21 protein-coding genes are annotated in these 19,604 nt (G+C 71.3%); 9 read left to right on the forward strand and 12 right to left on the reverse strand.

The annotated features are described in order from the left end of the window. The first annotated feature begins 53 nt into the window (after nucleotides 1–53). Nucleotides 54–1,313: a S53 family peptidase gene (locus ACWD4B_RS01910; protein ID WP_451418913.1), complete on the forward strand. Its 1,260-nt coding sequence runs from the start codon at nucleotides 54–56 to the stop codon at nucleotides 1,311–1,313. A gap of 70 nt (nucleotides 1,314–1,383) precedes the next feature. Here the strand turns inward: ACWD4B_RS01910 and ACWD4B_RS01915 are convergent, their stop codons facing one another. Further along, nucleotides 1,384–1,713 (reverse strand): hypothetical protein, encoded by a 330-nt coding sequence (locus ACWD4B_RS01915; RefSeq protein ID WP_451418914.1) that lies wholly within the window; start codon nucleotides 1,711–1,713, stop codon nucleotides 1,384–1,386. Nucleotides 1,714–1,848: 135 nt separating this feature from the next. Further along, nucleotides 1,849–3,198, reverse strand: a complete 1,350-nt coding sequence (locus ACWD4B_RS01920) for an RNA-guided endonuclease InsQ/TnpB family protein (RefSeq protein ID WP_451418915.1) — start codon at nucleotides 3,196–3,198, stop codon at nucleotides 1,849–1,851. Here ACWD4B_RS01920 and tnpA point away from each other — a divergent pair. Continuing rightward, the gene (gene tnpA, locus ACWD4B_RS01925) at nucleotides 3,158–3,484 is read left to right on the forward strand and encodes an IS200/IS605 family transposase (protein WP_451418916.1); all 327 of its coding nucleotides are present in this window, start codon (nucleotides 3,158–3,160) and stop codon (nucleotides 3,482–3,484) included. The two genes, ACWD4B_RS01920 and tnpA, sit on opposite strands and share 41 nt — an antisense overlap. A gap of 176 nt (nucleotides 3,485–3,660) precedes the next feature. On the opposite strand, the gene ACWD4B_RS01930 is transcribed toward tnpA, so the two are convergent. Further along, the gene (locus tag ACWD4B_RS01930) at nucleotides 3,661–4,398 is read right to left on the reverse strand and encodes an ABC transporter permease (RefSeq protein ID WP_451418917.1); all 738 of its coding nucleotides are present in this window, start codon (nucleotides 4,396–4,398) and stop codon (nucleotides 3,661–3,663) included. After that, the gene (locus ACWD4B_RS01935) at nucleotides 4,395–5,162 is read right to left on the reverse strand and encodes an ABC transporter ATP-binding protein (RefSeq protein ID WP_451418918.1); all 768 of its coding nucleotides are present in this window, start codon (nucleotides 5,160–5,162) and stop codon (nucleotides 4,395–4,397) included. Before ACWD4B_RS01935 ends, ACWD4B_RS01930 begins: the two co-directional genes overlap by 4 nt. A 116-nt stretch (nucleotides 5,163–5,278) precedes the next feature. Between ACWD4B_RS01935 and ACWD4B_RS01940 the strand changes: the two genes are divergently transcribed. The 4 genes from ACWD4B_RS01940 (at nucleotide 5,279) to ACWD4B_RS01955 (ending at nucleotide 9,654) form a co-directional block, all read left to right on the forward strand. After that, nucleotides 5,279–5,716 (forward strand): helix-turn-helix domain-containing protein, encoded by a 438-nt coding sequence (locus ACWD4B_RS01940; RefSeq protein WP_451418919.1) that lies wholly within the window; start codon nucleotides 5,279–5,281, stop codon nucleotides 5,714–5,716. A 10-nt stretch (nucleotides 5,717–5,726) separates the two neighbouring features. Further along, complete coding sequence (locus ACWD4B_RS01945; RefSeq protein WP_451418920.1) at nucleotides 5,727–6,140, forward strand: VOC family protein; 414 nt, start codon at nucleotides 5,727–5,729, stop codon at nucleotides 6,138–6,140. Between the two features lie 114 nt (nucleotides 6,141–6,254). Further along, on the forward strand, nucleotides 6,255–8,669 hold the full coding sequence (locus tag ACWD4B_RS01950; protein WP_451418921.1) for an excinuclease ABC subunit UvrA: 2,415 nt from the start codon (nucleotides 6,255–6,257) through the stop codon (nucleotides 8,667–8,669). Between the two features lie 121 nt (nucleotides 8,670–8,790). Then, entirely contained in the window at nucleotides 8,791–9,654 is an 864-nt protein-coding gene (locus tag ACWD4B_RS01955; protein ID WP_451418922.1) for a TauD/TfdA family dioxygenase, read from the forward strand. A gap of 42 nt (nucleotides 9,655–9,696) precedes the next feature. Here the strand turns inward: ACWD4B_RS01955 and ACWD4B_RS01960 are convergent, their stop codons facing one another. Beyond that, entirely contained in the window at nucleotides 9,697–10,269 is a 573-nt protein-coding gene (locus ACWD4B_RS01960; RefSeq protein WP_451418923.1) for a TetR/AcrR family transcriptional regulator, read from the reverse strand. A 176-nt stretch (nucleotides 10,270–10,445) separates the two neighbouring features. Here ACWD4B_RS01960 and ACWD4B_RS01965 point away from each other — a divergent pair, with 176 nt between their 5' ends. After that, complete coding sequence (locus tag ACWD4B_RS01965) at nucleotides 10,446–11,636, forward strand: cytochrome P450 (RefSeq protein ID WP_451418924.1); 1,191 nt, start codon at nucleotides 10,446–10,448, stop codon at nucleotides 11,634–11,636. Between the two features lie 140 nt (nucleotides 11,637–11,776). After that, a complete protein-coding gene (locus tag ACWD4B_RS01970) occupies nucleotides 11,777–13,081 on the forward strand; it encodes a NucA/NucB deoxyribonuclease domain-containing protein (RefSeq protein WP_451418925.1) in 1,305 nt (434 codons plus the stop codon). Nucleotides 13,082–13,100: 19 nt separating this feature from the next. Here ACWD4B_RS01970 and ACWD4B_RS01975 read toward each other — a convergent pair whose 3' ends face one another. After that, nucleotides 13,101–13,565 (reverse strand): hypothetical protein, encoded by a 465-nt coding sequence (locus ACWD4B_RS01975; protein WP_451418926.1) that lies wholly within the window; start codon nucleotides 13,563–13,565, stop codon nucleotides 13,101–13,103. A gap of 89 nt (nucleotides 13,566–13,654) precedes the next feature. Further along, entirely contained in the window at nucleotides 13,655–14,839 is a 1,185-nt protein-coding gene (locus ACWD4B_RS01980; protein WP_451418927.1) for an MFS transporter, read from the reverse strand. 159 nt (nucleotides 14,840–14,998) lie between these two features. Here ACWD4B_RS01980 and ACWD4B_RS01985 point away from each other — a divergent pair, with 159 nt between their 5' ends. Further along, nucleotides 14,999–15,853 carry a helix-turn-helix transcriptional regulator gene (locus ACWD4B_RS01985; RefSeq protein ID WP_451418928.1) on the forward strand — a complete coding sequence of 285 codons (855 nt, stop codon included), beginning with the start codon at nucleotides 14,999–15,001 and terminating at the stop codon, nucleotides 15,851–15,853. Nucleotides 15,854–15,916: 63 nt separating this feature from the next. On the opposite strand, the gene ACWD4B_RS01990 is transcribed toward ACWD4B_RS01985, so the two are convergent. Genes ACWD4B_RS01990 through ACWD4B_RS02010 form a run of 5 tightly spaced genes read right to left on the reverse strand, consistent with a single transcriptional unit; the run spans nucleotide 15,917 to nucleotide 19,603 of the window. Next, nucleotides 15,917–17,023 (reverse strand): zinc-binding dehydrogenase, encoded by a 1,107-nt coding sequence (locus ACWD4B_RS01990; RefSeq protein WP_451418929.1) that lies wholly within the window; start codon nucleotides 17,021–17,023, stop codon nucleotides 15,917–15,919. After that, entirely contained in the window at nucleotides 17,020–17,832 is an 813-nt protein-coding gene (locus tag ACWD4B_RS01995) for a phytanoyl-CoA dioxygenase family protein (protein WP_451418930.1), read from the reverse strand. Before ACWD4B_RS01995 ends, ACWD4B_RS01990 begins: the two co-directional genes overlap by 4 nt. A gap of 47 nt (nucleotides 17,833–17,879) precedes the next feature. Further along, nucleotides 17,880–18,617 carry an SDR family NAD(P)-dependent oxidoreductase gene (locus ACWD4B_RS02000; protein ID WP_451418931.1) on the reverse strand — a complete coding sequence of 246 codons (738 nt, stop codon included), beginning with the start codon at nucleotides 18,615–18,617 and terminating at the stop codon, nucleotides 17,880–17,882. Next, a complete protein-coding gene (gene panD, locus ACWD4B_RS02005) occupies nucleotides 18,614–19,030 on the reverse strand; it encodes an aspartate 1-decarboxylase (RefSeq protein WP_390778748.1) in 417 nt (138 codons plus the stop codon). Before panD ends, ACWD4B_RS02000 begins: the two co-directional genes overlap by 4 nt. 60 nt (nucleotides 19,031–19,090) lie before the next feature. Continuing rightward, nucleotides 19,091–19,603 (reverse strand): flavin reductase family protein, encoded by a 513-nt coding sequence (locus ACWD4B_RS02010; RefSeq protein ID WP_336412220.1) that lies wholly within the window; start codon nucleotides 19,601–19,603, stop codon nucleotides 19,091–19,093. Nucleotide 19,604 lies beyond the last annotated feature (1 nt).

The raw sequence follows: 19,604 nt of genomic DNA on the forward strand, positions 1-19,604 counted from the left end.
CTACGGTCTGCGCAACCCGCCCACCGGGTCAATCAGCCTCAGGAGGACGTACGTTGCGCTACCGCATATCGGCACGGCACAGATCCGATGCCCCCCGCCGCACCGCCCTCGCCATCCTCGGAGCCGCCGCGCTCACCCTCTCCGGCCTCGTCGCCTCGGCCCCCGCCGAAGCGCAGACCGCCTCCGGTTTCTCGCACGGCGCCGCGTGGGTCCGCTCCTGCGCGAAGGCCACCGCACCGGGCGCCATGGCCTGCAACGCCCTGCGTGTGACCAACGCGCGCCAGCACGTCAGACCGCTCGGCGTCACCGCCGACGCCACCCCCTCCGGCTACGGACCCGCCGACCTGCAGAGCGCCTACAATCTGCCGTCCGGCGGCGGCAGCGGGCAGACCATCGCCATCGTCGACGCCTACAACGACCCCAACGCCGAGTCGGACCTGGCCACTTATCGCAGCCAGTACGGGCTGCCCGCCTGCACCACGGGCAACGGGTGCTTCCAGAAGGTCGACGAGCACGGCGGCACCAGCTACCCGCGCAACAACACGGGCTGGTCCGGGGAGATCTCCCTCGACCTGGACATGGTCTCCGCGATCGCACCGAACGCCCACATCATCCTCGTCGAGGCGCGAACCGCGAGCACGGCCGACCTGGGCACAGCGGTCAACACCGCCGTGCGGCTCGGCGCGAAGTTCGTCTCCAACAGCTACGGCGGGCCCGAGTCGGCCTCGGACACCTCTTACGACGAGAGCTACTACAACCACCCCGGCGTCGCCATCACCGCTTCCTCCGGTGACGGCGGCTACGGCGTCGAGTACCCGGCTGCCTCGCAGTACGTCACCGCCGTGGGCGGCACCGCCCTCAAGCGCGACTCCAGCAGCCGCGGTTGGAGCGAGAGCGTCTGGTCCACCAGCGCCACCGAGGGCGGCGGCTCCGGCTGCTCGGCCTACGACACCAAGCCCGCCTGGCAGGCGGACAGCGGCTGCGCCCAGCGCACGGTCGCCGACGTCTCCGCCGTCGCCGACCCGGCCACCGGAGTCGCCGTGTACCAGACCTACGGCGGCTCCGGCTGGAGCGTCTACGGCGGCACCAGCGCCGCTTCGCCGATCATCGCGAGCGTGTACGCCGACTCCGGCACCCCGTCCGCCGGCTCGTACCCCGCCTCGTTCCCGTACGCGAACACGGGCGCGCTCAACGACGTGACCAACGGCGCGACGACCACGTGCTCCCCCTCCTACCTGTGCACCGCCGGGCCCGGCTACGACGGCCCGACCGGCTGGGGAACGCCCAACGGTCTGACCGCCTTCACCGGCTGAGCCGATACGACCGTGCCCGCCGTGCGATACCGCACGGCGGGCACATCAATGGCCGGTCAAGGACGGGCAGCTACGAGCGGCTCCCGCTCAGGGCCCCCTTGAGCGCCTTGTCGCGGACGGCGCAGAAGGCCTTCGCCGGGTGCTTGTAGTAACGCCACGGCACTGCGTTCACGTGGCCGTCCACCAGCCGGAACTGGATCAGGGCCGCCTCGTGGCGGCCGGCCTTGGCGAGGAAGTACGCCAGCAGGTGCCGGACTTCGGCCAGCCGCGGGTGGTCGGGGCGGGCCGCCGCCACGTCGGCCAGGGCGGCGTCGACGAGGGCGGTGGCCTCCGGCCAGCCGTAGGCCTCGGCGGGCGCCTCGTCGTTGTTGGCCTCGTACCAGTCGAGGAGCGGGAGCACGGTGAGCAGGCTGCCGCGGGGCGCAGTTGCAGCGGCCCGGAACGCGAAGTCGCGGGAGAGCTCGGCGGAGCCGTAGCCGTGCCACTTGGCGTACCATTGATCTCCTCCGCCGCGTGAACGGGGCGGAATCCCTTCTCAGGCCGCGTGCAGCTGAGTGGTTGGTTGACGCTTCGTAGCCTGCCCATCGGCTCCGGCTCCACGTCCTGACACCGCCGATCCGGCGGCGTGATCAATATTGCGTGCTGCATTGGTGTCCGCGTTGGCCTCGTACCCGCACCCGGCCTTGCAGACGAAGCGGGCCTGCGTCTCCCGGCTGCCGGGGGTGGCGAGGCCGCACGCCGAGCAGCGGCGCGAGGTGTTCGGGGCCGGAACCTTGACGACGATGCCACCGCGCTGGGCTGCCTTGTACTCAAGTATCGTCACCGTGCGGCCCCATGCCTCCCCGGCGATGGCGCGGTTGAGTCCGGCCTTCTGGCGGACGTTCCTGCCGGGGGATTCCACGGTCCCCTTGGCGGACTTGACCATGTTGGGGATGACCAGGTCTTCCACCCCGATACGCGAGAAGGTCTCGGCGATCTCGGTGGTGGTCTTGTGCTGCCAGTCGACCGCTCGGCGCTTGGCTTTTGCGCGGAGCTGGGCGATCTGGTCGTACGTGCGGCTGAGACGGGCGCTGGTCTTCTCGCCCGGCTTGCGGGCTCGCTTTTTCCGGGCAGCGGCTTTCTCCAGGCGGCGCAGACGTTTGGTCTCCCCGGCGGTCGCCCACGGGCCGTGCTCGCGGAACGTGCCGTCCGAGAGGGCCAGGGGCTTGGCGATGCCCCGGTCGATGCCCACAGCCGGCCCGGTATGCCCGGCAGGCTCGGGTACCTCAGTCTGGACACGGAAGACGACATACCAGCCGTCGGCTTCCCGAACGAGCCGGGCACCGGTGACTTTGTTCTGCTTGTCGGCGCGTTTGCCGACCGGGAGGTTCTTGGTCCAGCGAAACAGGACGTGCCCGATCTTCGGTGCCCACATCCGGCCCCACCGGCGGTTCAGGCGCACGATCTGAAGGTCGCGGCCCTGGGGGATGTCGATGGCCATCTTCGACCGGAAGCGGCTCTTGAAGTTCGGCTCGTCGGCTCGTCCTTCCCAGCAGTTGCGCCACGCCTGGAAGTACGTCTTGAGGACGGCTTGCGCGGCCTGGGCGGGAAGGGCGGCGAGCCAGGTGAGATCTTTGCGGCCCTGGCGTATCGCCTGATCGGCGGCGACCAGGTTCCGCTTGTCCTTGGGGAGCATCGTCCACCAGTCGTGGATAAGGTTCCACATGGTGCGGGCTGTGTGCCCCTGGTCCTCTGTGGCCAGTTCCTGAGCGGGGGTGAGGAAGAGCCGGGACTTGTGGCCACGCTGACGCTTCAACTTCCCTCCACACCCTGCTCGTTGGCCTGGTTCGTTGAGCGTACCAGCGTTGGTGTGTGTCACCTCGCTGGAAAGCTGCGAAGAGATCATGCGTAACCTGTGCGAGGACTTCGAGGCGGAGCTGAAAGAGTTCAACGGCGAGCTGGACCATGTGCACCTGCTGGTGCACTACCCACCGAAAGTCCAGCTCTCAAAGCTGGTCAACAGCCTCAAGGGCGTCTCCTCCCGCCGCCTGCACTTCGAGTGCACCGGCCAAGTCAACCGCGCCATCATGCACGGCCGGTTCTGGTCCCACTCCTCCTTCGCAGGGAGCTCTGGCGGAGCACCGCTGACCGTCGTACGCCAGTACATCGAGAACAAGCGGCACCCCGTATAACCCGGCCGAGGTGGACAGTTCAGACCAGTCCTCAAGCTGAGGTCAGAGCAATCCTGGGATTGCCTACACCCCTCGCGTGAACGCGGGGGCACTGGCCAAGATCACCGGCAGGTGAGGGCGCACGCATGGAAGGTGTGGATATTTTCGCGGTATGCCAAATCCGCTGGCTCCAAGCCCTAAGCCGTGCGGCGGCGGAGCGTGGCCGCACCGAGCGCCAGCGCGAGCAGGGCCGCGCCCGCGATGACGGCCAAGTCCCGTACCAGCAGGGCGCCGACGCCCGTGGTGGCGGTCAGCCTGGTCATCGCATCGACCGCGTACGAGAGCGGCAGCACGTCCGAGACCCAGCGCAGCACGGCCGCCATGCTCGCGCGCGGGACGAAGAGTCCGCACAGCAGCAGCTGCGGCAGGATCACGGCGGGCAGGAACTGCACCGCCTGGAACTCTGTGGCCGCGAACGCCGAGACCAGCAGGCCGAGCGCCATGCCCAGCAGGCCGTCGCCGACCGCCACCGCGAAGAGCAGCCAGGCCGGGCCCGCCACCTTCAGCCCCAGCAGCCCGAGGGTCAGCGCCGAGGCGAGCACCGCCTGCACCAGGGCGACCAGGCCGAAGGCGAGGGCGTACCCGAGCAGCAGGTCCAGCCGGCCCAGGGGCATGGTGAGCAGCCGCTCCAGCGTGCCGGTGGTGCGCTCGCGCAGCATCGCGACCGAGGTGACCAGGAACATCACCAGCAGCGGAAAGATCCCCAGCAGCGCCGCTCCGACGCGGTCGAAGAGCTGGGGCTGCTGGTCGAACATGTACCGGAGCAGGGCGAGCAGCACACAGGGCACCACGAGCAGCATCGCGATGGTGCGCGGGTCGTGCCGGAGTTGGGCCAGGACCCGGCGGGCGGTGGCGACGGTGCGGGTGGCGTTCACGAGGCTTCTCCGGAGGGGACGACGGCGGCTGCGCCCGGGTCCTGGGCGACGAGGGCGAGGAAGGCGCTGTCGACGTCGGGCGCCCCGGTCCTGCGCAGCAGTTCCGCGGGGGTGTCGTCGGCGAGCAGCCGTCCGTCGCGCATCAGCAGGAGACGGTCGCAGCGAGTGGCCTCGTCCATGACGTGACTGGAGACCAGCAGCGCGGCGCCCCCGTCGGCGAGTTGCCGGAACAGCTGCCAGAGGTCCTGGCGGAGGACCGGGTCCAGGCCGACCGTGGGCTCGTCCAGGACGAGCAGTTCGGGGGTGCCGAGCAGGGCCGCGGCCAGCGAGACGCGGGCCCGCTGGCCGCCGGAGAGCCGGGCGACCAGGGCGTGCGCGTGGGAGCCGAGGCCGACCTGGGCGATCACGCGGTCGGGGTCGGAGGGCGGTGCGCCGAGGACGGCCGCGAAGTAGCGGAGGTTCTCGGCGACGCTGAGGTCGTTGTAGACGGAGGGCGCCTGGGTGACGTACCCGACCCGGTCGCGCAGCACGGCGCTTCCGGCCGGGCTGCCGAGCACCTCCACCCGTCCCCCGGCCACGCGCTGCACGCCGACGACCGAGCGCAGCAGCGTGGTCTTGCCGCAGCCGCTGGGGCCGAGCAGTCCGGTGATCGAACCTCGCGGGACGTCGAGATCGAGACCGTGCAGGACGGTACGGCCACCGCGGACGACCGTCAGGCCGGTGGCACAGATCGCGGGGGCGGGCCCCTCGCCATAATTCATCACGCGGTGAGTTTCCTGCTCGGCGCCCGGCTCGTCAAGCGCAGGCCATGGCTTCCGGCACGCCATGGCCTGCGTCCGGTCCCGGGGCGGGCCGGCGCCGCCGTGCGATGCTGGTGCGCATGAACCTGGAGGATCTGGTGCGGCTGCGCCGCGCCCGGGACGCGATGGACCGCGACTACGCGCAGCCGCTGGACGTTCCGGCGCTGGCGAACGTCGCCCTCATGTCGCCCGGGCACTTCTCGCGCAGCTTCCGCGCCGCCTTCGGGGAGACGCCCTACAGCTATCTGATGACCCGGCGCGTCGAGCGGGCGAAAGCACTGCTGCGACGGGGCGACCTGAGCGTGACGGAGATCTGCTTCGCCGTCGGCTGCACCTCGCTGGGGTCGTTCAGCTCGCGCTTCACCGAGCTGGTCGGCGAGAGCCCCAGCGCCTACCGGGCCCGCAACCACGAGGCGGGGGCCGCGATCCCGGCGTGCGTCGCCAAGATCTTCACGCGGCCGCGCAGGAACGGCGAACCGGTCAGGATCGGAGAAGCGGAATCCGCCGCCGCCTCGTAGCGTCGGGGGCATGAACATCAAGCTTTCCCAGTGCTTCATCGCAGTCGACGACCATGACAAGGCACTCGCCTTCTACCGCGACACCCTCGGTTTGGAGGTGCGCGGCGACGTCGCGTTCGAGGGCATGCGCTGGGTGACCGTCGGGTCGCCCGAGCAGCCGGACGTGCAGATCGTCCTCGAGCCGCCGCTCGCCAACCCCAACGCCTCGCCGGCCGACAAGCAGGCGATGGCGGAACTGCTGGCCAAGGGCATGCTGCGCGGCGTGATCTTCTCCACCGACGACTGCGACGCCACCTTCGAGCGCATCCGGGCCGCCGGCGGCGAGGTCCTCCAGGAGCCGATGGACCAGCACTACGGCGTCCGCGACTGCGCCTTCCGCGACCCGGCCGGCAACATGCTCCGCTTCACCCAGCCCCGGCAGTAGCGACTGGGGCTTCGCCCCGGCCCCTGGGCAGTGCGTCGACTGCGGGCCAGTCGTGGCTGGTCGCGCAGTTCCCCGCGCCCCTGACGGGGCGCAAATCCACCGGACGGAGACACCATGAGCAAGGCCGCGAAGAAGGCCGCCACGAAGCCGCCCGCGCAGCACGCTGCCGACAGCCACGAACTGATCCGCGTGCACGGTGCGCGCGAGAACAATCTCAAGGACGTCAGCATCGAGATCCCCAAGCGGCGGCTGACCGTGTTCACCGGCGTCTCCGGCTCGGGCAAGAGCTCCCTGGTGTTCGACACGATCGCCGCGGAGTCGCAGCGGCTGATCAACGAGACCTACAGCGCCTTCGTCCAGGGCTTCATGCCCACCCTCGCGCGGCCCGACGTCGACGTCCTCGACGGCCTGACCACCGCGATCATCGTCGACCAGCAACGGATGGGCGCCGACCCCCGCTCCACCGTCGGCACCGCCACCGACGCCAACGCGATGCTGCGCATCCTCTTCAGCCGGCTCGGGAAACCCCACATCGGCCCGCCGAGCGCCTTCGCCTTCAACGTCCCCTCGGTCAAGGCGAGCGGTGCGATCACGGTCGAGCGCGGCACGAAGAAGACGGTGAAGGCGACCTTCTCCCGCACCGGCGGCATGTGCCCGCGCTGTAAGGGCCGGGGCACGGTCTCCGACCTCGACCTCGCTCAGCTCTACGACGACTCCAAGTCGCTGGCCGAGGGCGCGATCACCGTCCCCGGCTACAAGGCGGGCGGCTGGAATTACCGGCTCTACAGCGAGTCGGGCTTCTACGACGCGGACAAGCCGATCCGCAAGTACACCAAGAAGGAACTGCACGACTTCCTCCACCGCGAGCCGGTCCGGATGAAGATCGCGGGCATCAACATGACCTACGAGGGGCTGATCCCGCGGATCCGGAAGTCGATGCTCGCCAAGGACAAGGAGGCGATGCAGCCGCACATCCGTGAATTCGTGGAGAGAGCAGTCGCCTTCACCACCTGCCCCGACTGCAACGGCACCCGGCTCGGTGAAGGGGCCAGGTCGTCGAAGATCAAGCGGATCACCATCGCCGACGCATGCGCGATGCAGATCAGCGACCTGGCCGACTGGGTCCGCGGCCTCAAGGAGCCCTCGGTGGCCCCGCTGCTCGCCAAACTGCTGCACACCCTCGACTCGTTCACGGAGATCGGCCTGGGCTACCTCGCGCTCGACCGGCCGTCGGGCACCCTGTCGGGCGGCGAGGCCCAGCGCGTCAAGATGATCCGCCACCTCGGCTCCTCGCTCACCGACGTCACCTACGTCTTCGACGAACCCACCACGGGCCTGCACCCCCACGACATCCAGCGGATGAACGAACTGCTGCTGCGGCTGCGGGACAAGGGCAACACGGTGCTCGTCGTGGAGCACAAGCCGGAGGTGATCGCGATCGCCGACCACGTCGTGGACCTCGGCCCCGGCGCCGGCCAGGCGGGCGGCACCGTCTGCTTCGAGGGCACGGTCGAGGGGCTGCGGGCGGGCGGCACCGTCACCGGCCGGCACCTCGACGACCGGGCAGCCCTCAAGAAGACGGTGCGCAAGCCCACCGGCAGGCTGCCGATCCGCGGCGCGACGACGCACAACCTGCGCGGCGTCGACGTCGACATCCCGCTCGGCGTGCTCGCCGTCGTCACCGGCGTCGCCGGCTCCGGCAAGAGCTCGCTCGTGCACGGGTCGCTGTGCCGGCAGTCGGGGGCGCCCGGCGCGAGCGTGGTGTCCGTCGACCAGGCCGCGATCCGCGGTTCCCGGCGGAGCAACCCGGCGACGTACACCGGGCTGCTCGACCCGATCCGCAAGGCGTTCGCGAAGGCCAACGACGTGAAGCCGGCGCTGTTCAGCGCCAACTCCGAGGGCGCGTGCCCCACATGCAACGGCGCGGGCGTGGTCTACACCGACCTGGCGATGATGGCCGGCGTCGCCACCGTCTGCGAGGAGTGCGAGGGGAGGCGGTACCAGGCGTCGGTGCTGGAGTACCGCCTCGGCGGGCGCGACATCAGCGAGGTGCTCGCCATGCCGGTGGCCGAGGCCGAGGAGTTCTTCGGCACCGGCGAGGCCCGCACACCGGCCGCGCACAGGATCCTGGAGCGGCTCGCCGACGTCGGGCTCGGCTACCTCAGCCTCGGCCAGCCGCTCACCACGCTGTCCGGCGGCGAGCGGCAACGGCTCAAACTGGCCGCGCACATGGGCGAGAAGAGCGGCAATGGCCTTGTCTACGTACTCGACGAGCCGACCGCCGGCCTCCACCTCGCCGACGTCGAGCACCTGCTCGGCCTGCTCGACCGGCTCGTCGACTCCGGCAGGTCGGTCGTCGTCATCGAGCACCACCAGGCGGTCATGGCCCACGCCGACTGGATCATCGACCTCGGCCCCGGCGCGGGCCACGACGGCGGCCGCGTCGTCTTCGAGGGCACACCGGCCGATCTCGTGGCCGCCCGTTCCACGCTCACCGGGGAGCATCTGGCCGCGTACGTCGGGTCCTGACGGGGGCTTCCACTGAATTCAGCGTTCGCATCGGGGGGCTGCACTCGGCCTCCACCGTCCGGTACGTTCCTGGACGGTGACGGAACCTGTCGGCAGGCAACCGCCGCGGAAAGGTGAGCAGATGACCCACCCCGCCCCGGTCGAAGCACCCACGGCGTGGAACGGACACACCCTCGGCGAAGCCGACTGGCTGCTCCAACTGCCGCCCGCCTGCTCGCACGCACTGGACGGCCGCAGAGAAGACACGGGACCCGCTGGTGCACGCTCCGGGACGGCACTGGCGGACCTGGCCAGGCGTGTCACCCAGCGCCTGCGGAACGGCCGCGGGTTCGTCGTGATCCGAGGCTTTCCGGTGGCCGGCCGCGCCGACCAGGAGTGCGTCGCAAGGTGCCGGCAACTCGCCGCCCTGCTGGGCACTCCCAGGCCGGCGGACCCCGGTGACCTCGTCACCGTGACCGACAACGCCGGGCTGGGCAAGACCGACCTCGCTCTGGCCCTGCACACCGACCGGACCCCGGCACCCCGTCCGCCAAGACTGCTGGGGCTGTTGTGCGTGCGACAGGCGGCACAAGGCGGGGAGACGCTGCTGGCCAGCGGCCATACCGTGCACAACAGGCTGCTCACCGACAGCCCGTGGGCCCTGCCCCGCCTCTACCAGGACTTCCGTTTCGGCCGGGGAACCGGCTTCGACCGGCTCCGCCCCGTCTTCCAGCGGCACGGCGCCGACCTGCGCGTGCACTACAACAGGCGTGGGATCGAACGCGCCCAGCACGAGGCCGACGCGCCCCTGACCCCCGACGAGCAGGCGGCCCTCGACGCCGTCGACCGGATCCTGTCCGACCCGCGCACCGTCCTGCGCATTCCCCTGCGCCCGGGAGACCTTCTCTGGCTGGACAACACCGTCGTGCTGCACGGCCGCACCGCGTTCACCGACTCGCCCGGCCCGTACACCCATAGATGCCTGGCCCGAGTGTGGGTGGACTGAAGCGGCTCCGGCTGTATCTGGTCGCATGAGGAGCCGGATAGGTCACGGCAGCCGTTCCAGAAGCCTGCGGACCGCGTCCAGCATCAGCCGGCTCACGTGCTCCGGGTCGGCGCTGGCCAGGGGTTCCTGGCGGACGACGACGCGGGTGAGCCCGATGCCGAGCAGCCAGGCGAGGACCAGTGCGGCGCGCAGTTCGGCGTCGTCGGCGTCGGTGAGGCCGGTCAGCGCCGTGGTGTACTCCTCGGTCAGGCGCCGGTTCGTCTCTGCCGCTTCGTCGTCGCTGCCGGCGGAGCGCAGGAACACTTCGAGCGAGCGGTCGGCGGTCGAAGTGCCGTCAGGGGCGAGCAGGTTGCGCAGGGCGGTCTGCAGCAGGTGCTCGGCGGGGGTCTCCTCCAGCTGCCGACGGCCGTTCATCGCCACGACCTCGCCGAAGAGCGCGGTCTTCGATCCGAAGTAGCGAAAGAGCAGGGCCTGATTGACACCGGCGCGGTCGGCGATCGCGCGCACCGTCGTGCGGTCGTAGCCGCGTTCGGCGAAGAGCTCCGCCGCCGCCTCGACGAGGCAGTTACGGGTGGCCTCGGCATCGCGTCGGCGTGCCGGCTTCTCTGCGGTCATTCCGTTTCCTCCTCAAGCGCCGGGCCGACAGGCCCTGTTGACGCCTGCTCCGTCCCGCCCTACGGTCGATGTAAGCACCTGCTTACATCATGCTCCTGCACTGCCGCGAGACCTTACTGACCGTGCACCGTCCCTGCACCGCCCTGCGAAGGAACGAGAAGGAACGAGGAGTCCGGATGTCCGTCACCCCCACCGAGCCCGCCGCCTATCCCTTCAACGAAGCCGCCGGCCTGGAGCTGTCCGAGCAGTACGCCGAGGTGCGCGGCCACGAGGGCCTGCCGCGCGTCCAGTTGCCCTACGGCGAGCCGGCCTGGCTCGTGACGCGGTACGCGGATGCCCGGCTCGTCCTGGGCGACCAGCGGTTCAGCCGCGCCGCCTGCGTCGCGCACGACGAGCCCCGGCAGTCGGAGAACCAGAACAACAGCGGCATCCTCTCCATGGATCCGCCCGACCACTCCCGGCTGCGCAGGCTGGTGGCCGGGGCGTTCACCGTGCAGCGGATGGAGCGGCTGCGCGCGGACATCCGTGCCCTGGCCGGGAGCCTCCTGGACGACATGGTGGCGGCGGGCCAACCAGCCGACCTGGTCGACGCCTTCGCGCTGCCGCTGCCCGTCTCCGTCATCTGCCGGATGCTCGGCGTGCCCGAGGCGGACCGGCCCCTCTTCCGCAAGTGGAGCGACGACGCGCTCTCCACGAGCTCGCTCACGGCCGAGGAGGCCGAGGCCAGCAGGCAGGAGCTGCGCGCCTACATGGCGGAGCTGATCGCCGAGCACCGGGGGCGGCCCGCGGACGACCTGATGACGTCCCTGATCGAGGCCCGCGACCGGGGGGACCGGCTGTCCGAGGAGGAGCTTATCGACCTCTGCGTGGCGGTGCTGGTCGCGGGGCACGAGACCACGGCCACACAGATCCCCAATTTCGTGTGCACCCTCCTCGACCGCCCCGGCGAGCTCGCGCGCCTGGGCGCCGATCCGGCCCTGATTCCGGCCGCGGTCGAGGAGCTGCTGCGCTTCGTCCCCTTGGGCATGGCGGCGGGCATCCCCCGCTACGCCACCGAGGACGTCGAGGTGGGTGGGACGCTGGTGCGCGAGGGCGAGGCCGTCCTGGTGTCGATGGGTGCCGCCAACCGCGACGACCGGCGCTTCTCCGCGCCGGACGCGCTCGACTTGAGCCGAACCGGCAACCAGCACCTGGGGTTCGGCCACGGCGTGCACCACTGCCTCGGGGCGCCCCTGGCCCGGGTCGAACTGCAGGAGGCCCTGCGAGCCCTCTCCCTGCGGCTCCCGGGCCTCCATGTGGCCGGTGACATCGTCTGGAAGACCCAGATGCTGGTCCGCGGTCCGCGGTCGATGCCGGTGGGGTGGTGACGCACGGGCTGCACCTCGTGGCCGAAAATCGCCCCCGGCTGCGAGCGGTTTCGGCCGGAACCATTGGTTCATGCGTTCGGCGTGCCTAGCGTCGCCCTCTCGTGGCCAACAGGCCGCGAGGAGCGACTCGAGGAGCGCCCATGCACTGGCCGATACGCCGTGCGCTGACCGCCGCCCTGGTCGGCGCCGCCTGTACCGCTCTCCCCGCCACTTCGGCGATGGCACAACCGAGCACAGCCTCAAGAACCGACGTCATCACGACGCCCATCCAGGTCGTCGACGCCGCGCATCCGCTGCCTGCCGTCGGCAGCAGATGGGACGCCGGAGCGCAGAACCGGGCCGCGCAGTGGCGCAATTCCGTACCGCAGCCGCCGGCCGCGCTGCGCGAACACGGTGACGTGACCGCGCAGCGGTCGGGAATCACCTACACGTCCACGGCCACGGCCCGGGGCGCATCCGCACTCGCTGCCGGTGCGGACCTGGCCACCTGTCGGCGCCTGCTGCCGACGTCCGGTGAGCAGATCCTCAATCACTACGCGTACTGCCGCGTCGCCCCGCTCGGATACTCCGTCGTGAGCGGCGGCAAGGTGATCGGCACCGTCTCGTGGCGGAACACCACGGCCGGGGACGGCACCAAGGGATCGCGCGTGATCCGCCTGACGACCGGCATGGACGAATTCCGGCGGGTCGGGGTGACGACCGACGGACTGCTCTCCATCGGGTGGTCCACCAGCGGCTACCGCGGGCCGGACGGCAGCAACAAGGCGTGCGACGTCTTCGGTTCCGGGCCCAACCTGCTGAGCGAGTGGCAGGCGGGCGGCACCGCCATCCACACCATCTCCTCCGCGGCGAACGACGGTTACGGCCGCGACAAGGTGGCACGCTGCGCGATCCGCTCGTCCGTGACCAACAACGGCGGCACCGGAACGGTGCTCGACAACGGCGTCCGGTTCGACTCGGCGAGCTACCTCGGCGCCAAGGGCGCGGGGATATTCGACCGGGTCATGCCGACGATGGGCCAGTACAGCGTCCGCAGCACGCGCAACGGCGCGGTCGCCCGCCACATCCAGCTCGCCCAGACCAACCCGGCGGCCACCTATCCGCCCCCGCCCGCGGGACACACCAAGTCCATTCCCGGCGGCGTCGCTTCCGGCAAGCCGCTGCACCGGCTGGTGTCCAACTGGGACGCGACAGCCACCGCCGCGTACAACAAGAACCGCAGCGTGGTCCAGAGCAACTGTGCCCACCTGCCGCACAAGGCGGGCGAGGAGTGCGACGAGTACCCCTTCGCATCGTCCTGGGAGGGCGCAGGCAAGGGCGACGGCAACTTCTCGGTGAAGTACGTCGACGGCACGCAGAACGGCAACGCCGGAACCGACTTGAACAACTGGTACATCGCCGACCGCATCCTGCACAAGGACGCCTTCTACGTCGTCATCCACTGACCTGACCGTCAGCGGTACGTCATGCCCGGGCCCACAGCTGGATGACATACCGCTCCAGACCGCTGAACAGCGGCGGGTCCGCGGCCTGTTGCCGCGCCCGCGCCTCCGGCCCTCCTCCGTGCCGGTACAGGCGCACGGCGTACGGTCCGGGCCCGCCCAGTTCCACCGGCTCGCCTGCCGGACCGTGCGCCACCGCCCAGGCCGTCACCGCGCCGGACGGCACGTCGAGCACACACTCACCCACCGGCGGCCCGGCCGACTGCGCGGGAGGCGGCCCGTCCCACAACTCGAACCGCACGTCGGCGTCGTGCATCGCAACGGTGCTGGCGACCATCAACCCGCTGCCACTGACGGCGACCTGCCGCCCGTCGAGCGCCGGGAGCTCCCACGGCTGCTCGCCGAACGGCGCCGACGCGTCGCACAGGGCGAACTGCCCTCGCTCGACTCCCACCACCTGCTCGGATGCGTGCACCACAGCCGTCATGCCGACCTCCCGGTACAACCGTAGAACGAACGCTGCTTCTGCCGGGACGACATCTCCCGGCAGAAGCAGCACCAACCAGCACCCAACCCCTACTTCCCGTACCGCGACCGTCCCACCGCCGCCGCCACCGTCAGCGGCACCGTCAGTACCGCCGCGACGGTGAACAGCGTCCCGTAGTGGTGCGCCCCGGCCGCGCCGGCCGAGATGGCGCTGGCCACCGCGCTGCCGACGTACAGGGCCACCCCGAACATCGCCACGCCCGTCGCCCGCGCCGTCGCGGACAGGCCGGTCGCCCACGACTGGATCGTGGAGTGCATGAACGACCAGCCCCCGCCCAGCAGCAGGGCCGTCACCACCAGAGCCGGTATGGACTGGCTGACCGCCGCGACCGCGTAGGCGGCCGCCATCTGCACTCCGCCCGCGACGATCAGCCGGACCGGACCCCACTGGCCCACCAGGCGCTTGACCCACTGGGCGGCGGACATGGAACCCACGCCGTAGAGCGCGGACACCGCTCCCGCGAGCGCGGTCGGCACGCCCCGGGACTCCAGGGCCGGGGCGATGTACGTCAAGAAGCCCAGCAGCACCGCGCCCTCCAGCGCGGCCACGGCCATGACGTACCACTGCCAGCCCGACCGCAGCACGTCCCGCATGGGGGCCAACAGCGAGCCGACGGGCTCCCGTTCGGGCTCCTCCAGGCGGCGCAGGGCGAAGACGAGGTACAGCGCGAGCAGGCCCGGCAGGGCGAACACCAGTCGCCAGCTGACGTACAGCGCCACCACTCCGGCCACCACGGTGGCCACGGCCGTGCCCAGGGCGAAGGCCGTCATCAGCGAGCTCAGCGGGCGTTGCCGCACCGCCGCCGGGACCGTGTCGCCGACGTACGTGAGCGAGGCGGCGATCGACGCCGCGAAGAAGGCTCCGGCGACGGCCCGTGCCACGATCAGCACGGTCGCGTCGGGGGCCGCGGCCGAGCAGAACGCGGCAACGGCCGCTCCCGCGAGGGAGAACCGCATCACCCGCACCCGCCCCAGCCGGTCGCTGGCCACCCCCCACACCGGCTGCATGAGCCCGTAGCAGAGGTAGTAGCCGCTGGCCGCGAGGACCACGGTCGAGAGGGAGGCGCCGAGGTGGGTGCCGATGAGCATGAGCATCGGTGCGATGCAGAAGCGGTCGAAGTTGCTGACGAATCCGGCGGCGCTCAGCAACCGGAGCGAGGGCTTCGCAAGTCCGGTGGCAGGCGGGGCGGAAACGGGGGACGCGACAGTAGTCATGGGGTGGTGCTCCTCTCTTCACCCATGCCTCCATCTCACCGCCCGGCGGCCTGCCGTGATCACCTCAAGCGATTACCATCGCTGACAGGCTCGAATGGCAGGCCCGATGACAGGCCCGATGACAGGCCCGATGACAGGCACGGGGAGGAGCGGGGGGCGATGGGCGCCGGGCACACCACGGCGGGCACGAACACCACGACGAGCACGCCGCGTCGGGAACTCGGGGCCTTCCTGCGCTCCCGCCGGGAGCGGCTCTCCCCGGCCGACGTGGGCCTGCCGGGTTCGCCGCGGCGGCGCACCCCCGGGCTGCGCCGGGGCGAGGTGGCCGAGTTGGCCGGGATCAGCAGTTCCTGGTACGCGTGGCTGGAACAGGGCCGGGTGCGCACCTCGGAGCAGGTGCTGCGCGCGGTGGCGCGGGCGCTGCTGCTGGATGCGGACGAAACGGCGCACGTGCTGTCGTTCACCGAGGACGCCCCGGAGACCGGGGCGGCGGCGCCGGGCTGGGTCTCGCGGAACCTGCTGTCGCTGGTGGAGGCGACGGACCCGAACCCGGCGGTGGTGATCGACCCGCACTGGGACCTGCTGGCGTGGAACGCCGGTTACGCGGCACTGCTCACCGACCCGGCGCGGCTGCCCCCGAAGCAGCGCAATCTGCTGTGGCTGGTGTTCCGCTGGCCGCCGAGCCGCTCGCTGCTGGCGCAGTGGGAGCCCGAAGCGCGCAGTCTGCTGGGCCAGTTCCGCTCGCACGCGGCGCGGCATCCCGGGGACGGGCGGTACGCGGAGATCGTCGAGGAGCTGCTGGCCGACCCGGAGGCGGCCCGCTGGTACGGGCAGCGGGAGACGGCGGCGTTCCACCCGGCGGTGCGGCACTTCCGTCATCCGGTGGCGGGCGATCTGCACCTGCGGTACGTGAAGCTGGCGGCGGTCGACGAGCCCGGCCACCACTTCCTGGCCTATGTGCCGGACGACCCGGACACGGCAACGGCCGTGCGGCGCCTGGCCGGAGGGGCGTGAGACGGCACACAGGAAGGAGCCGCCCGCTGTGCTGCGGGCGGCTCCTCGTCCTTCACTGGTCGTTCAGCTGGTGAGCACGGCCTTCATGACCGCTCCGGCGGCGACCGCCGCCATCGCCTCGGCGTGCTGCTCCAGCGGGAACGCCGTCACCAGGCCGGCGAGGTCGAAGCGTTCGGCCAGCGTGGGCAGCAGCCGTACGTACTCGGTGAGATGGGCGCCGGTGAAGGCCCAGGAGCCGATGACGTCGAGCTGGCGGTGGACGATCTGGTGCGGGTTGAGCAGGGTGTCGCCCGCGTCGGAGTACTGGCCGATGACCAGGTACGAGCCGCCGCGGCGGGCCAGGGTGAGGCCCTGGGCGACGGCGGCGGGCACCCCGGCGCACTCGATGACGAGGTCCGCCCCGTCGCCGCCGGTGGCGTCGCGCACCTCCTGGAGGACGCGCCCGGCGTCCTGGGACCCGGCGATCTCGATGTGCACGTCGCCGATGCCGGCCTTGGCCGCCAGGGCCAGCCGCTCGGCCGGGCCGCCGATGAGGATCACCTTGGCGGCGCCGGCGAGGTGGGCGAAGGCCGCCGCCGCCAGGCCGACGGGACCGCTGCCCTGGACCACGACGGTCTCGCCGAGCCGTACGGGCCGGCGCTCGAAGAGGGCGTGGACCACGGTGGGACCGGCGCAGGCCAGCGACATCGCGGCCAGCGGGTCGACGCCCTCGGCCGCCTTGACGACGGTGGTGCCGGGCTGCAGCACGATGTGGTCGGCCCACGAGCCGGACAGCTCGGCCCCGTCCGTCAGGGGGCGGTTGACGCCGTAGGTGCGGCGGTTCTCGCAGAGGGTGGGTTCGCGGTGCAGCCGGCAGGGCGGGCACTCGCCGCAGGCGATGGACGAGGCCCACATCACCGCGTCGCCCTCGGCGAGCGGCGCGCCGGTGGCGTCCCGGTGCTCCCCGGCGCCGAGTTCGCGGATGACGCCGTAGCCCTCGTGGCCCAGGACGAGCGGGGTGGGGATGGGCAGGTGGCCCTGCTGGAGGTGCAGGTCGGTGCCGCAGATGCCGCCGTAGCCGCAGGCCACGACCATGCCGCCGGCGGGGGCCTGCGGGATGCCGAACTCGCGCAGGGCGAGCGGCTCGCCGAACTCCTCCAGGACCACGGCCTTTCCGGTGCGGGCGGTCATGCCGTCACCCCCTCAAGGGCGTCGAGGAACGGCTCGGACAGCGGGCGCAGCGGCTCGCTGTCGCGGCAGACGACGTACTCGGGGCGCGGTTCGCCGGACCAGCTGGGCAGGTTGGTGACGTCGTTGTAGGTGGCGATGAGCAGGCGGCGGGCGAAGGGGGACATGTTGGGCGCGGAGCCGTGCACGATCTCCGGGGAGAAGAACACCACGGATCCGGCCGGGCCCTTGGGGCTGGACATGCCGTACCGGTCGACGTGCTCGGCGAGTTGGCCGGGGGTCAGGGCGATGTCGTCGGGGTCGAGGTGCTGCTCCGAGCGGGCGCCGGCCTTGCGGCCGTCGCGGACCATGCCGTTGCGGTGGGAGCCGGGGAGGAAAATGACCGGCCCGTTGAACTCGGTGACGTCGTCGAGGAACACGCCGATGTTGACCTGCCGGGGTGCGGGCAGGGCGTCGGCGATGCGCCAGGCGAGGTAGTCCTGGTGCCAGGCCCACTTGTCGCCGCCGAAGGCCGGCTTGGCGTTGATCTTGAACTGGTAGACGTAGACGTCGTCGGTGAGCAGCTGGCGGACGGGGCCGAGCACGCGGGGGTCGCGGATCAGTCCGGCGTACTCCGGCTGCCGGTGGTGGGAGGCGTAGACCGCGCGGACCTCCTCGCCCGCGTCCTCGGTGACGAGGTGGGGGCCGGGGACGGTGCAGTCGCGGGCGAAGGCCTCGCGCAGGGCCGTCACCTCCCGCGGGTCCAGCAGGGACTCGATGAGCAGGTAGCCGTTGTCGTGGTAGTGGTCGAGCTGCTCCTGGGTCAGGTGCATGGTGCAGTACTCCATGGTGTGTAGGGGAGTTCGCGGGCGGGCCCGGGTCAGCCCATGAAGTTGCCGCCGTCCACGATCAGCTGCTGCCCGGTGAGGTAGGAGCTGCGGGAGGTGACGAGGAACTCCAGGGCGTCGGCGATGTCCCGGGGGGTGCCGATCCGGCCCGCGGGGATGGTGGCGAGGACGGCCGCGCGCCGGTCCGGGTCGTCCAGCCGGTAGCGTTCGGTGACCTCGGGGGTGTCGGTGAAGCCGGGGATCAGGGCGTTGACGCGGATGTGCGGGGCCAGTTCGAGGGCCATGCACTTGGTGAGCTGCAGCAGGCCCGCCTTGCTGGCGCAGTAGTTCGCGCCGTTCGCCCGGGGGCGGATGGCAGTGGTGGCGCCGATGTTGACGATGCTGCCGCCGCCGGCCTCGATCATGGCGGGGGCCAGGGCCCGGACGAGGTGGAAGGGGGCGGAGAGGTTGGTGGCGAGGACGTCGTCCCAGTCCTCTCCGGTGAGGGAGAGGAAGGGCCGGTCGCGGTTGATGCCGGCGTTGTTGACCAGGACGGCGGGTGCGCCGTCCGTACCGAGGATCTCCGCGCAGGCGGCCCGGATCTCCACGGGCCGCGCGAGGTCGGCCCGGAGGGTGCGGAGCCGTCCGGCACCCTCCTTCTCGGCCTGGCGGGCGGCCTGTTCGTCGGTGCGGTAGAGGGCGGTCACGCGGTGGCCCAGTGCGCACAGGCGCAGGGCGAGCTCCAGGCCGATGCCGCGTGTGCCGCCGCTCACCACGGCGGTCGGCGTCATCCGGCGAGGATGTCGCCGCGCTTGAGGCCCGAGTCCGCGGGGACGTCCGCGGGGTCGGTGCCCAGGGTCTTGACGGCGTTGTGCTCGTCGACGAAGACCACGCGCGGCTCCAGCACCTTGGCCTCCTCGTCCGTCACCGACGCGTAGGCGATGAGGATGACCAGGTCGCCGGGGCTGATGAGGCGGGCCGCAGCGCCGTTGATGCCGATCACTCCGGAGTCGCGGGGGCCCTCGATGACGTAGGTGGACAGGCGGGCACCGTTGTCGATGTCGACGATGTCGACCTTCTCGCCGGGTAGCAGGTCGGCGGCCTCCATCAGGTCGGCGCTGACGGTCACCGAGCCCACGTAGTGCAGATCGGCCTGGGTGACGGTGACGCGGTGGATCTTGGACTTCATCATGGTGCGGTACATGGTGCGACCTCGGAATCGGTAGTGATCGGCAGTAATCGCCGGTAAGGAAAAGGGGGTTGGTCACGCCTGCCAGGTGGCGTAGCGGCGCATGCCGTAGAGCAGGGGACCGGGGCCGGGGCCCTCGGCGGCGTCGGTGCGGATCACCTCGCCGAGCACGATGGTGTGGTCGCCGGCCCGGTCGAGGCGTACGACGCGGCATTCGGCGACGGTGTGGGCGTCCTCGGTCAGCAGCGGCAGCCCGGTCCCGGGGGACGCCTCCCACGGCACCGTGGTGAAGCGTTCTGCGGCGCGGCCCGCGAAGGCCTCGGCCGCCCGGCGCCCGGCGCCGTGCAGGAGGTTGACGGCGAACGCCCCGCGTTCGGCGATCACCGGCAGTGTCCTGCTCGTGTTCGCCGCGCACACCAGCAGCAGCGGCGGATCCAGTGAGACGCTGCACCAGGCGGTGCAGGTGAATCCGTGCGGGTCGCCCAGGGCGTCGGTCGTGGTGATGACGGCGACGCCGCCGGGGTGGGAGCCCATCAGCGCGCGGAACGCCTCGGGCGTCACCGTGGGTGCGGTGTCGACAGGGGACACG

It is taken from the genome of Streptomyces sp. NPDC002536 (genome assembly GCF_053594995.1).

Bases quoted from the DNA above. Each gene is read 5' to 3' on its own strand.
- ACWD4B_RS01980 (WP_451418927.1), bottom strand. From the start codon at position 14,839: ATGACTACTGTCGCGTCCCCCGTTTCCGCCCCGCCTGCCACCGGACTT.
- ACWD4B_RS01940 (WP_451418919.1), top strand. From the start codon at position 5,279: ATGAACCTGGAGGATCTGGTGCGGCTGCGCCGCGCCCGGGACGCGATG.
- ACWD4B_RS01960 (WP_451418923.1), bottom strand. From the start codon at position 10,269: ATGACCGCAGAGAAGCCGGCACGCCGACGCGATGCCGAGGCCACCCGT.
- ACWD4B_RS01920 (WP_451418915.1), bottom strand. From the start codon at position 3,198: ATGATCTCTTCGCAGCTTTCCAGCGAGGTGACACACACCAACGCTGGT.
- ACWD4B_RS01975 (WP_451418926.1), bottom strand. From the start codon at position 13,565: ATGACGGCTGTGGTGCACGCATCCGAGCAGGTGGTGGGAGTCGAGCGA.
- ACWD4B_RS01965 (WP_451418924.1), top strand. From the start codon at position 10,446: ATGTCCGTCACCCCCACCGAGCCCGCCGCCTATCCCTTCAACGAAGCC.
- ACWD4B_RS01945 (WP_451418920.1), top strand. From the start codon at position 5,727: ATGAACATCAAGCTTTCCCAGTGCTTCATCGCAGTCGACGACCATGAC.
- panD (WP_390778748.1), bottom strand. From the start codon at position 19,030: ATGTACCGCACCATGATGAAGTCCAAGATCCACCGCGTCACCGTCACC.
- ACWD4B_RS01995 (WP_451418930.1), bottom strand. From the start codon at position 17,832: ATGCACCTGACCCAGGAGCAGCTCGACCACTACCACGACAACGGCTAC.
- ACWD4B_RS02000 (WP_451418931.1), bottom strand. From the start codon at position 18,617: ATGACGCCGACCGCCGTGGTGAGCGGCGGCACACGCGGCATCGGCCTG.
- ACWD4B_RS01970 (WP_451418925.1), top strand. From the start codon at position 11,777: ATGCACTGGCCGATACGCCGTGCGCTGACCGCCGCCCTGGTCGGCGCC.
- ACWD4B_RS01985 (WP_451418928.1), top strand. From the start codon at position 14,999: ATGGGCGCCGGGCACACCACGGCGGGCACGAACACCACGACGAGCACG.
- ACWD4B_RS01990 (WP_451418929.1), bottom strand. From the start codon at position 17,023: ATGACCGCCCGCACCGGAAAGGCCGTGGTCCTGGAGGAGTTCGGCGAG.
- ACWD4B_RS01950 (WP_451418921.1), top strand. From the start codon at position 6,255: ATGAGCAAGGCCGCGAAGAAGGCCGCCACGAAGCCGCCCGCGCAGCAC.
- ACWD4B_RS01955 (WP_451418922.1), top strand. From the start codon at position 8,791: ATGACCCACCCCGCCCCGGTCGAAGCACCCACGGCGTGGAACGGACAC.